General features: G+C 62.3%; 6 protein-coding genes, 1 tRNA gene and 1 pseudogene. 3 read left to right on the top strand and 5 right to left on the bottom strand.

What is annotated here, in order from left to right; all coding sequences use genetic code 11:
- Window positions 1-5 precede the first annotated feature (5 nt).
- Window positions 6-701 (bottom strand): DUF3489 domain-containing protein, encoded by a 696-nt coding sequence (locus tag MUB46_RS06205; protein WP_261615022.1) that lies wholly within the window; start codon window positions 699-701, stop codon window positions 6-8.
- A gap of 129 nt (window positions 702-830) precedes the next feature.
- On the opposite strand from MUB46_RS06205, the gene MUB46_RS06200 reads away from it, so the two are divergent.
- From MUB46_RS06200 to MUB46_RS06190, 3 genes and pseudogenes are all read left to right on the top strand, one after another.
- Window positions 831-937 (top strand) — tRNA-Ile (locus tag MUB46_RS06200).
- A 104-nt stretch (window positions 938-1,041) separates the two neighbouring features.
- Window positions 1,042-1,308: pseudogene (locus MUB46_RS06195) on the top strand (integrase core domain-containing protein); the annotation flags it as partial.
- A 13-nt stretch (window positions 1,309-1,321) separates the two neighbouring features.
- A complete protein-coding gene (locus MUB46_RS06190; RefSeq protein WP_425256229.1) occupies window positions 1,322-1,501 on the top strand; it encodes an ATP-binding protein in 180 nt (59 codons plus the stop codon).
- Between the two features lie 223 nt (window positions 1,502-1,724).
- Here the strand turns inward: MUB46_RS06190 and MUB46_RS06185 are convergent, their stop codons facing one another.
- From MUB46_RS06185 to MUB46_RS06170, 4 genes are all read right to left on the bottom strand, one after another.
- The gene (locus tag MUB46_RS06185; RefSeq protein WP_261615021.1) at window positions 1,725-10,193 is read right to left on the bottom strand and encodes a glycoside hydrolase family 94 protein; all 8,469 of its coding nucleotides are present in this window, start codon (window positions 10,191-10,193) and stop codon (window positions 1,725-1,727) included.
- Entirely contained in the window at window positions 10,190-11,227 is a 1,038-nt protein-coding gene (locus MUB46_RS06180) for a universal stress protein (RefSeq protein ID WP_261615020.1), read from the bottom strand. The genes MUB46_RS06185 and MUB46_RS06180 overlap by 4 nt, the downstream gene beginning before the upstream one ends.
- 306 nt (window positions 11,228-11,533) lie before the next feature.
- Window positions 11,534-12,547, bottom strand: coding sequence for a 1-phosphofructokinase family hexose kinase (locus MUB46_RS06175; RefSeq protein ID WP_261615019.1), 1,014 nt, complete (start codon window positions 12,545-12,547; stop codon window positions 11,534-11,536).
- A partial coding sequence (locus tag MUB46_RS06170; protein WP_261615018.1) for a CBS domain-containing protein occupies window positions 12,538-13,193 on the bottom strand: 656 nt, incomplete at its 5' end. The genes MUB46_RS06175 and MUB46_RS06170, both read right to left, overlap by 10 nt.

The following is a 13,193-nucleotide window of genomic DNA, read 5'->3' as shown; positions in this document are numbered from 1 at the left end:
GCGCCCTAGGCCGGGATCCGGTAGCGCCGTACACCGTCCTGGCGTTCGCTGGTGACAGTGTAGCCAAGCTTCTTCTTGAGCGTACCGGACAGGAAGCCGCGGACAGAGTGGGCCTGCCATCCCGTGGCTTCCATCAGGTCACTGACGGTTGCTCCATCCGACGATTGCAGGAGGGCCGTGATCGTCGCGGTCTTGTTCGCAGGCCGTTCCGATTGCGCGGCATTGGTCGACCGTTGTGATTTGCTCGAGGAACAATCCTGTTCCCGGCGCGACCGGTCACGTTCGCTGGATTTGCCAGGCTCCTTGGACTTGCCGCGGTGATGGTCGGAGACAGCCGGTTTGCTGGACCGCATCCGCTTCTTCACCGAGCTGGTCTCGCCATTCGCAAGAACGGCCGTATCGGAAGATGTGTCGTCGGTCTCGCGCTCTTCCAGGCCGATTGCCGAGAGGCCTGCTTGCGTGATCGCGAGCGTCAGTCGGGTGGTGTCGTCCGTTCGCCAGACCTCGTCGTCCCGTTTGGCGCGCCGCTCCGAGATCAGCCCAGACTTCAGCAGGGTCCCGAGCACCCGGCTCAGCGCGGCGCCTTTTGTCTTCAGAGAGGCGGGCACGGGCAAGACGCTGCCGTCGTTGCGACCGGCGGCGTTAGTCAGGATGACGAGTTGCATGTCGGAGAGGGGTTTGGGTTTCGTCTTCGTGGACATTGGGTGGCTCCTGTCGAGCGCGCTGATCCCGAACCAGCGCTTCCACCACCCAAAGCCCGGAACTTGATCCGGGCGGCTTCCCGACGGCGCCGTAGGGTCCCGCCGTTGTCCCTATGCATGCTTCCGGTGCGCAGGAAGTCCAGCAGAACAATGCGAAGGAAGTGCAGTATCATTCCGGCGCGACCGTCAGGCTAATAACCTGAAGGTCGTAGGTTCAAGTTCCTACCCTGTAACCAACAAAATCAAGGGGTTAAGCGCAAGCTTAACCCCTTGATTTTGTTCCGGATTAGTATTGCACAGTTTTTACACATTTTGCGCAGTTTTCGCTTGGATCGACTGGCTGAGACGGCTCGGCACCCGGATCTCGATGGACGGCAAGGGGCGCTGCATCGACAACATCTTCATCGAGCGCCTGTGGCGATCCTTGAAGTACGCGTGCGTCTATCTGCACGCTCGGGAGACCGGGACGCAGGCCAAGGCTGGCGTCGGTCGGTGGATCGCCTTCTACAATCACCAGCGGCCTCATGCCGCCCATGGCGGACAGCCGCCCGCCGTGGTCTACTCCACCAAGATCGAAGCCGACCAGCAGGGGCAGAGAGTAGCTTAATTTACGCCGAAATCTGTCCAACGATCGGGGAGTAGCTCACTGGACCAGCGTCTTCGGCTCCGAGCGGCTCACTGGCGCGCTCCTCGACCGGCTCACCCACCACGTCCACATCCTCGAAATGAACGGCGAAAGTTATCGTCTCGCGCAATCCCGCAAGGCTGCCGAGCCAAAACGGGATCCCGAAGCAGGCTGATCCACAACGCAGCGGCGCGCCGTCATGCGAAGGGGCCCGATTGGGCCCCTTCGCATGACGTCATCTGGCACATTTTTACTCCGGCCAACCGGCGCATTTTTGCTCCGGCGTTGACATGAATGAAAGCACTCAATCCGCTTAACGTGGCGCTGACGCGTACAGCCCCCACGCGATTTCTTACGCTCGGCACCGAACGACGCGTTCATGTTTAGAGTTCCCGCCGTCACGACGTCGCAGTCTGAGCAGGCTTCCGGCAAAGGCGTGCCGTGACCTGACGAGTCGAGCCATCCGTCGGAAACGCCACTGGTCCGTTCGGATGTACCTCTCCGTCAACAAATATTTCAACGAGCCCCCTGCCAATCTGATCGGGATCCTCGAACCGGACAGCCAGATTGCCGGCGGGACCTTTGACCTCGACCTTGAAAAAGTCCCAGCCCTTCGGCAGGCACGGATCGATCATAAGCCGGCCCTCCTGGAGCCGCAGGCCCAGTGTCGCCTCAACGGCGAGCCGCCAAGTCCAGCCTGCTGCTCCGGTGTACCAAGTCCAGCCCCCGCATCCGATGTTGGGAGCAACACTGCTCACATCGGCGGCCAAAGCGTAGGGCTCCACGCGATAACGCTCCACGTCGGAGCGGGTGATTGCATGACGGATCGGATTGAGGATATTGAAAACCTGCATTGCCCGCTCGCCATCACCGAGGCGAGCGAAGGCGTGTCCTAGCCAGGCGGCGGCGTGCGAATATTGACCACCGTTTTCGCGGATACCCGGGGGATAGGCCTTGATGTATCCCGGATCGTGCGGGGTCGCATCGAAGGGTGGCCAGAGCAGCCGGATAAGCCTTTCGTCCTTGCGCAGCAATTCGTGATCGGCGCTATCCACGGCAGTGCGAGCCCGTTCAGAAACACGATCGGCCGACAGCACCGCCCAGGATTGAGCAACTGAGTCAATTCGGCATTCATCGGAATCGGCCGAACCCAATGGGTGTCCGTCATCGTCGAAGGCTCTCAAGTACCACTTCCCGTCCCACGCGGATTTCGCGACCGCCTTTTGGAGCTCACTGATCCGGGTCAGCCAGTGCTCTGCGAGGTCATTGCGTTTCATCCTCTGAGCCAGGGCGGTAAACTGCCTGATGGTGGCAATGGCAAACCAAGCCAGCCAGACGCTTTCGCCCCGGCCCGCGGCGCCGACCCGGTTCATCCCGTCATTCCAGTCACCTGCGCCGATCAGCGGAAGGCCGTGCGATCCCGGGGTGAGGCCGCGCTCGAGCGCACGCTCGCAGTGCTCGAAGAGCGGACGCGGCTCGGAAATCGTGTCGAAGCGCGCATAACGATCCTCCTCATCAGGTGCGAGGGGTGGCGCCCGCAAGAACGGGACCGTTTCATGCAGGATCGACTCATCGCCGGTCGCCTCCACATAACACCCCGTCACATAGGGCAACCACAAGAGGTCGTCGGAGCAGCGCGTTCGAACCCCTCGGTTGTAGGGCGGGTGCCACCAGTGCAGAACATCGCCTTCTTCGAACTGCCGCGCAGCGACTGTGAGAATATGGGCCCGCGCCCTCTTCGGGTCGGCGTGGAGTATGGCAAGGACGTCTTGCAACTGGTCGCGGAAGCCTATGGCCCCTCCAGCCTGGTAGAATCCGGCGCGCGCAAACAGGCGCGATGCCAGGGTTTGATAGAGGAACCAGCGGTTCACCATCAGATTGAAGGCGGAATCAGGCGTTTCCACGTGGACTGCGCCAAGCCGCTCGTCCCAGAAATGGTTACACGCGTCGAAGGCGCGGTCGACATGACCCAGATCCTGCCAGCGACGCACAAGTTCATCGGTATGTGACCGATTGTCCCCCTGGCCGAGCACGAATACGATGTCCGACGTGGCGCCCGCATCGATGTCTATATGCACCTGGAAGGCGGCGCAGGCGTCCGCACCTGCTTCGACGCGACCGCCGAGGTCCCAGCGCATGAGACCTTCCGGTGCGCCCATGGCTCCTTCGCGACCGAGGAAATCCTGCCGGTCCGTTGTGAGGCTGTGAGGTGGATGGTTCGATGTCAGAAACGCAACGCGCTCGGCGAAGTCGGGATTCCAGGGATTGCGAGCCAGCAGGGCATGACGTGCTGCATCATATTCGCAGACTACGAACGGCCGGGCGCTCGTGAGCGCTCCCAGCAACCATTCGGCATAGTACGTGGCGGTAATCCGCCGTGGGCGGGATTCCAGATTGTGTAGCGTGAGGCGTGCAATCTTCACCGGATCGTCCGGCGGCACGAAGACAAGGAGTTTCTGCTCGAGCCGGTGGCTCACGTGCTGCCAGACGGTATAGCCGGCGCCATGTCGGATTTCACAGGCCGCCCCGTCCCCGGCTGGACCAGGTGTAGGTGTCCAGATCTCGGCCGTCTCCTCATCCCTGAGATAGAGTGCCTCTACCGGTGGATCAGCTACAGGATCGTTGGTCCACGGCGTCAGCCGATTCTCGCCGCTATTGAGAGCCCATGTGAATCCACCGCCGGATTCGGTGATGATCGTACCGAACCGTTCGTTCGCGAGCACGTTGGACCACGGCGCCGGCGTCGTCTCTCCCGGCTCGAGATGGATTACATACTCCCTGCCGTCTGCGGTAAAGCCGCCGAATCCGTTGTCGAAGGCCAGGTCGAGACGACGCGGCAGCTTGGGTGAATCCTCGACAAGCGGGACCCTCCGGGTCGGTTCGAAGCGCGGTGGCAGCGAGTGCGGCACCGAAGCAGAGGTCAGCTGGTGTTCGATCGTGCCCTGCGACGTGTCGAGGATGACGCAAGCAGTCGCCTCGATCAGACATCGGTCCTCATCCCCGATCTGGTCGCCCAAGACGAGGTGGATTCCGCCTCTATGCCCCAGTAGTTCCTGACTGCCTGCCTCCTGCAGGAGCGACAGCAGGCTTTCCCGTAACGGCTCGACATAGCCGGAAGCGCCGCCGCGCAATATCACGAGGTCGACGTGGATGCCCCGCCTCCGCCACAACTCGTGGCCGGCGATGAGAGCACGTAGAAGGTCCGTCTCCTTTGGATCGGCGACACGAAGGGCAAGGACTGGAAGGTCGCCGGATATGCCGAGTCCCCACAGGCGCGGCTGGCCGAGCCTATTCTCGGCAACTGCATCCGGCCGGCCACGCAATGCCGGGTGCCGGTAGAGCAGGAGCGAGGCGAGCGATTGCAGCTCAGGCAGGCGTGCTGGCTCGATGCGGAGTTCTTGCGCTTCGCGGGCAACGTCAGAGGCGGCGTCGGCGAGCGCCCAGTCGAGCGAGGCGAGCGTTGCGTAGCGCTCGGCAATAGCGAGTACCGATTCCCGCGAGCCGGCGACAATCGTTAGGAAAGCGAACTGTCGTCGATCCTGCGGCTCCAGTACAATCCGCACCTCGATCGCCATGACGGAATCGAGCGTCCAGCCCGTCGTTCCGGAAAGCCCCTCCCGCACGGCGCGCGGCTCGTGCGCGCTGCCCTTGCGGCCGAGAAAACGGCGCCGGTCGGTTTCAAAGCCGGTGACCTCGACGCCGGCGTCATCGGCAACCACTCGATGCAACAACACAGGCGGTGCCTCGCCCGGGTTACGTGAGCGTCGCGTGAAGAGTAGTCCGTCCAACTCGGACAGGTATTCGCTGCCCACGAAGAGCTTGCTGAATGCGGGATGGCGCTCGTCTTCGAGCGGCGGTGCCAGAACCACTTCGCCGAAGCTTGTAATGCGCAGGGAGCGCCGGCGATCACTCTCATTGACGACGCTGATCCGACGAATCTCCAGGTCGTCGCCAGGGACGACACCTACCTCCATCCTCTGACCGATACCATGATCACGGCGTTGCAGCTCCGCCATATGCGGATGGAAGACAACATGGTATTCATCCGCTGTGATCCCCGTAGGCTGGCGGCCGATCGACCAGATCGCGCCATCGGTCTCGTCGCGGACATAGACCCACAGGCCGCAAGCGTCGCGTGTCGGGTCGGGCAGGAAACGCGTCAGCGCGTGCCCGTGCCAGCTCAGGCCACCACCACCGGCCTCCGATATCCAGCTCGCCAGTCGACCGTTGCCGAGGGTATGAATCTGCGGAAAGGTCGCGTCGGGAGCAGGTATCCAGGCATGCGGCGCGGGAATAGCCGAACGGCGCATAAGCGGCGCGTCGCGCTCTTCAAGTGCCCGGATCTCGGGCGGCAATTCCCGGGGCACGCGCTCCTGGAGCAGCAGTTCGACGGCACGCACGCGCGGGTCCCGGTGGAACCGGTGCACGAGGATGTCACCGCGGAGCACATTATCCAGGGCGGAAAGCATCATGCCTTGATGGTGGGCCATGTACGCCCGCACGGGGGAGAAGCGTGTTCCCGCCGGGATACGCTCCGGCGTGAAATCGGCCGCCTCGAACAGGCCGTAGCTGCCGGTAAGTCCCAGGCGATCCAGCTCGCGAAGATTGTCGACGGCCGCTTTGGTATGAGCGGTAAGCGCCAGGGCGGTGGCGTAGGGTGCCACTACGATATCGAGCGACAGGCCCCGACGCAGGCCAAGCTCCGGCACACCGAAACCCCGATAGCGGTAGTGATGGCTGGAATCCCGCGAGGCAAATGCCGATTCCGATGTTCCCCAAGGGACCCCGCGTTCCTCTGCGAAACGGCGCTGGGCATCGACGGCGGTCCGTTCACTCTCGGCTATCAGCGTGTCCGGCTCACTCCGCAGCAAAAGGGCCGGCATGAGGTACTCAAACATCGACCCGTTCCACGAGACGAGCGTAAGACCATCCGACGTGCGAGTGATTGGTCGCCCTAGGAAAAACCAGTGCTCGAACGGGACGTCGCCCTTTGCAATCGCAAAGAAGCTCGCCAGGCGAGCCTCGCTGGCCAGTAGATCATAGTGAGAGGTATCGATACGATCGGAGCTGACGTTGTAGCCGATGTGGAATAGGCGAGTTTCGTCATCAAACAGCATCCTGAAGTCCATGGCGAAAGCAAGCGTCTCCAGCCGTCTCGCGCTGTTGAGCAGTTCATCCGCCAGTTCGGCTTGGGAGCGAGCGCCTTGCTCAAGCGCGGCGTCAAGTTCGATCAGCCATTGCGTAGTCGCGGTGTCGGGTCCCGATCCCGCGACGGCCGCCACCAGTTCGCGGGCAGTGGCACAGCGCTGGACGATCTTCCCCATCGGCGCTGAGGTGTTCACCTTTTCGCCGATCTCACGCGCAAGTCGTTTACAGTCGGGAGGTGGCGCCTCAAGCAGCGGTAACCAGGGTGCGAGCAACTCGAGATCCTGCTGCATGCGGACAAGATGATGGCGAGCCCGCTCGAGCCAAATCTGGATGTCGCGCAGGGTGCCCTCCGGAGGTGGTCCCGGCAGCGCGATGGCGCGTCCGACGATGGACTCGAGGTCGGTGAACGCCTGCTGGCGCAGCTCGGCCAAAATCGGCCATGTCGCCGAAACATCGCGTCGAGCACTGTCGATATGGGCCGAGATCGCGGCGACGCGCACCTGCAGCAATTCATGAGTTTCCGTGTCCGGAATCCGCTTAACGGCCTCCACTAGCAGGTCGAGTGTGTCGGCGAGACCGTCCCATTGCTCATGGCGCATGGCCGGAGCCGACAATGCCTCTCGGCAACCCTCCTTCATCGCCAGGAGGCAGACCGCGAGATTGCCACTGTCGACCGTCGAGACATAGTGAGGCTCAAGCGGCTCGAGGCGTTGCGTATCGTACCAGTTGAGGAAATGGCCACGGTGGCGCTCGAGTCGATCGAGGGAATCAAGTGCGTTGTGGACGCGCGCAGCAAAATCCGTCGAACTCACATAACCAAGGTCCCAAGCGGCAAGCGAGGAAAGGAACATCATGCCAATATTGGTTGGCGACGTGCGATGGGCGATCGCTGCGTGCGGCTCTTCCTGTACATTGTCGGGTGGCAACCAATTGTCACCCGGACCCACGAAGGTCTCGAAATAGAGCCAAGTACGCCTTGCCAACCGCCGCAGATATGTGAGGTCGCTCGCGCCGAGCTCCTCTTTGCGTGGGAGACGGGGCCTACTGAACCAGGCAGCGATCTCGGGCGAAACGAACCAAGGGAGGAGGAGGCAGGCCGCAGGTAGCAGAGCCGACGGGTGCGCCAGGGCGACAGCGCCCCCCAAGGTCACGGACAAGGTCGGAGCCTGCCACATCTGGAACCATCGCGCCGTCAGTGAATTGCGACCATCGTTGGCTGCCGCCGTGTGCGCCGTCGATACCCATTCGAGGAGATGCCGTCGGGAGACCAGGAGGCGCCAGAGCGTCCTGGCGATGGCGTCGACGGCAACAGCAGCATCCTGAGCCAGGAATACGATGGCAAGCAGCCAGCGTCCTGAGTGATCGAGGAGTTGGTGGAGCATCCTGCGCGCTGCGCCCCGCCGGCGCCCACGGGCGAGGCCCGTCACCAGGTCAGTGAACAGATAAGCGCCAGGGGCGGCCACAGTGAACGCCGTCCACACCCAGGGACTCCCGGGCAGCGCCAGCCATCCCGCAGCAGCCAAAGTCACAAGCGCGGGCGGTACGAGGCTGCGCCTCAGATTGTCCACGATCTTCCAGCGGTCGAGGATCGAATGCCGGTTCCCGAGCCGCTCCCCGCCGGGGCCCGGCACACGTATGCCGAGCCAAGGCAACAGCTGCCAATCGCCGCGGACCCATCGGTGCCAGCGCCGAGCATATTCGACATAGCTCGTCGGAAAATCCTCATAGAGGACGATATCGCTTGCGAGCGCCGCCCGGCCGTTAATGCCCTCGAAGAGATCGTGGCTGACCAGGGCGTTTTCGGGAATCCGCCCGTCGAAGCTGCGCTGGAACGGCCCGACCTCGTAGATGCCCTTGCCCACAAAGATGCCCGAGCCGAACAGGTCCTGGTACACATCTGACACAGCCCGCGAATAGATATCGATCGCCGTGTTGCCGGCATAGAGGCGGGCGAACAGTGACCGGTTGCCGCTCTCCGGAGAAATCTCCACGCGCGGCTGGATAACCGTGTACCCGGCACTTACCCGGCCAGAACGCTCGTCGAACTGTGCCGTGTTCAATGGGTGAGCCATTGTTCCCACGAGCCGGTTGACCGACCCAGGAGAAAGGATAGTGTCGGCATCGACCGTAACGACGAAACGGATTCGGTTGAGTGCGTTCCGATCGCCCTCATGCAGTGAGAACCCGCGACCGTCACCGCCGAGGAGGAGGAGGTTGAACTCCTCCAGCTTGCCCCGCTTGCGCTCCCATCCCATCCAGCAATCTTCGGAAGGGTTGTAGCGACGCGGGCGATGCAGCAGATGAAACGGTTGCCTGGTTGATCCTCCATAGCGGCTGTTGAGTTGACGAATGCCATCCAGGAGCGCCCCCTCTATTTCGTCGTCTCCCGGCATGTGCTCGGCAGGCGCGTCGGCATGATCGCTCAAAATTATGAAGCGCAGAGACGGGTCCGGGTTGGCCAAACGATGTCGCTCCAGGCGCTGGATCAGGCGCGGCACCTCGGTGGCGGCGCGGATGATCACCGGAACGACTACCGCCGTGTTGCAATCGGCCGGAATGCGTGCCTGGAAGTCGAGCTTGGGCAGGACTCGGGGTGGCACGAGCAGAGTAACAATCCAATGCACCGCCGTGATGCCGAGTACGGACGCCGGCAGCAGCACAATACCAACGCCGATGAACCAGGCGCCCGGACCCGCCCCGGCCGCGGCCAGATACATCGCCGGCACGAGCAGCGCAGCGAGAGAAGCAGTGGCGATGGCCGCAGCGTAAAGCGGCCCGGTTTGGCGCGCAAGTTCCCGGACACAGGCTGCTTTCCATGATGCGTGGAACTCGACCAGCCGCTCTAGGTCTCTGCGACCGTCTCCGACCAGCCAATATCCGACATGGTCGCGCGGCGGCGCGGCGCCGGCCGTGCCCGCCCCGCCGATCACACAATCAGCGACTTCCGTCTCAGATCGCTTTGCCGCTGATGCAATCTCCTCCACCGCCTTGCGGTATGCATCACGCGTCTCGAACGCCATACGCGAATAGATTCCTGCCGGATCGCTCGCGAGGACAGCTTCGACGAGGCTGGTCCGATCGAAAAAGTCCTTCCACGGAATGGCGGCGATTACGCCAAGATTTGCAAGCGCGCGCGCGACGCACTCAGTGTCCTCGAACTCCGGACATGACGCTGCATGGGGTGTTGGTGCGAAGGGAGGATCAAGCCCCGGAAAGAGTCGCTGACAACCACAAGCCATGAATTCGAGGCAGGCCAGTCGAAGCATCGTCGGGAACGCCCACAGCTCCGCGATGGTGAGCGAGGCGCTCTCCTGATAGGCCTGCACAAATCGGACTGCGGCACTGAGCGAAACCTGAAGATGTGAGGCGCGGAGGAATTCGTGAGCGGTTGCATAGATACGCGGCAGACCGTCGTCCGTGCCCCCCTCCAGACGCGCGAGCCGCTCGTAGAACCGGGGCGGCAGATCATGCTCGATCTGCACGATAGCGCGCTGAATCTGGTAGTCGTTGTCGAGTAGCCACTCGGCTGCCTTGGTGGCCTCCGGCGGGGGGTGGGCGGCGGCCGCGCGCGCGCGCGTCAGCCATCCCGACATCTGGTCGATCCGCGACAACGCTGCAATGCGATCTGGCTTCAGTTTCGAGATCGCATGGCGAGCGCCAATTTCATGCGCTGCGGCCGCCAATGGATCAATTGGGATTTCCTCTTCCCAGTCGTTCACAGCGCGGCGCGGCTGAGAAACCGCCCGTTCCGGCCACTTCCAGGAATCATACGTCGGGCCGACGCTAGAGTGCCGTTAAGCTTGAGCAGCAGCGGTGCCTGTGCATGCGTTACCAAATAGGAAGCAACGCTCCCGCACGAGACGTCGGCGCGACCGCTGCGACCATGCGCCGACAAGACGACAAGGTCCACTGCTTCCTCGACAATGAGCCGGGTGAGTTGGCTGCGGACATCGTTGTCGGAAAGTATTACATTTCTTGCCCCGATGCCGCGTTCCGCGACGAGGGCGCGAATGCGGTTGAGATACTGGCGGGCGACCTGCTCATTTCGGCTGATTACGTCTTGCCGCAGTCTGATATCTGCTGCCTCGAGCGGACCGACCTCTGTCAGCTCCGGCACGGGAACCACGTGAACGAGCAGCAACTCTGCGTCTTCGGCCTCTGCGATTCGCATCGCGAGTGGAAGTGTGCTCTCCGCCTGGCACGACCCGTCGAGCGGCACCAACAGCCGCCGATAATGCACTATCGGCACATCCGCGACTGTCGCGGGTACAAGAAGCAGCATCCCGGAAGCCTGGTCCAAGAGTTTGCGCGCCGTGTCGCCGAGTTGCCACGCCGGCGTCCCCGAGTCGCTGCGGGTCCCTATTACCGTCACGCCCACCTCATGGCTGCGAGACCATAGGCAGATCTGCTCGGCCGGGCGGCCCTCAATGATGCGGACGTCGATCTCTGGAACGTCGCCACCGTGCGACCTAACAAGTCGCACGGCGTGGTCGTGGGCTCTGTGGCGGCGGACGTCCCACTCTACGGGGTCCGGTGGTATTCCGGCCGTCGGTTCGATTTCCAGGACGTGAAGTACGGTAAGCGGAGCTCGTACCGCATTGGCTAGTACAACGGCATGAGGGATCACCTTGCGCGACAGCTCTGACGTATCCACACACGCCACAACACGACGAAAGGCCGTGCTCGACAACGAGTTTGACGGGGTAGCTCGCTCACGCGAGCCGCAGTCTGTTGCCACGGCAGATTCATGCATAACTTGCCTCCCATTGTGCATATCCGCACGGCAAGGGCAGGCGCCAGAGTCATATGATGCAGTCAGGAACGAAATAGCTTGGCTAACAGCTTTGAGGAGTCACCGACTCTAGATGCGCCGCCGCGAGCGTCGGTCTTCGGGCCTTTTCGCTTTTAACGCCGATTGCTACTTTTAAAACAATACCTCAATTACGGCGAAATTGTCATTGATCAGGATTAAATCCATTCCGCCGCCATGCGCTTTCGCCGCGCCTTATGCACGAGTCGCGTGAACATGGTCGCGCAAGGCCATGGGTATCAATCAGATTTACAAACTATTTCGCCGCCCCGTACACGCCACAGGCTCAACGCGAACTTCGCCGTACAGCCGCTCGACGTCCTGGATGCGACACAACTCCGTGCCCGGTGTACCAAGGGCGGCTGTCCCGGCAGCCACGCCGTATCGGAACGCGCATTCGAGGCTTCGGCCAAGCGACAACTGCCACACCATTGCGGCGAGAAAGCTGTCGCCGGCCCCGACCGCGCTGTGAATATCAACTTGAAGTCCTGTCGCGCGCAGACATCCCATCGGGCTGACGAGAAATGCGCCGTCCTCACCCAACGTTAGCGCGACGATTTCGGATTTGCCGGCACTGATCAGCGCCGTTGCCGCATCCTCCCATTCCGATTGCAGCTCGAGAGATTCTCCAGTGAGCTCCCGCAACTCACGAAGGTTGGGCTTGACGAGATATATGCCCGCGTCCAACGCCGCCTTCAATGCCGCTCCCGAGCTGTCAACGACTAACCGCGCGCCGAGCAATTCCGCGATCCGAGCAACCCGCGCATAAAAGTCATCCGGCACGCCAGGTGGCAGGCTACCACTTGCCACAAGGTAGGCCGGACGGTGCGGAAGCGCTGCCAACCGGTCGAGACAACATTGCCACTCCTCTTCTCGCAACTCCGGGCCGGGCAGGACGAACCGATACTCTTGCTCGCTTGACTCCTCGAACAATGTGAAGCTCTCGCGAGTGTCGGCAGCAATCGTCACGTGAAGGCTTTCAACGCCTTCCTTGTCCATGAGCGCGCGAAGAAAATCTCCAGTATAGCCACCCGTGGGATAGAGGGCGCGGCATTCCATTCCGAAGCGCCGTACGACCCTTGCCACGTTGATCCCACCACCGCCAGGATCACGGCGTACCCCACTGCAGCTCAGTTTGTGAATGGGGACTACATTCCGTGTCGACGCCGAAATATCGATCGTCGGACTCATGGTGATCGTCAGAATCCCCGCCACCGCAACCTCCGCTCCTCGGCTGCCGACCGGGTAGCGTTTCAGATCCAACCCGGTGGCGTCCCTGCGACGTGCAGCCGGTCCTCCACTTGCTTGACGCCTGGTAGGCTCTCGGCGGCGACACGAATGGCTTGGCGTACGCGCTCGTCACCGACCGTCCCGCGCAGTTCGACAACTCCATCCCGTGCTACGATCTCTAGGCCGCCACCCGGTATCCAACCGTGCTTTTCAAGCTCCTCCAAAACACTCCGCCGGACCGTGAGGTCGTCTCCGGCGGTCGGGGGCTTATCGTCGATGCGACGGGCCAGGGCGCGCAGAATATTGGCGCGGCTGACGATGCCGATTACCTTGCCATCCCGAACAACCGGAATTCGTTTGATGTCGCGCCGCTCCATCAATGATACGACCTCGCTCAGAAGCGTGTCACTCGAAACAGTCACCACGTCCCGGGTCATCACGTCTTCAATTCGCTTGGTGTGCGTTCGGACATATTCCTCCGCCAGCTCTCCCGCGCCGAGCAAGAGCTCGAGCCAATGAGGTCGCTCGCGGTTGGTCTCGACCTCAACTCGCCGCAGAAGATCACGCTCCGTGATCATGCCGACAAGACTTCCTTGCTCGTCGATCACCGGTAACCCACTGATACGGTGGTCCAACATAAGCTGGGCCGCATCGGCTACGGTCGCGTCGACGCGAACCG

It is taken from the genome of Microbaculum marinisediminis, assembly GCF_025397915.1.
GTDB classification, from domain to species: Bacteria; Pseudomonadota; Alphaproteobacteria; order Rhizobiales; family Tepidamorphaceae; genus Microbaculum; species Microbaculum marinisediminis.
The sequence above is the reverse complement of the archived record's forward strand: the minus strand, read 5'-3'. Positions and strand labels throughout refer to the sequence as shown.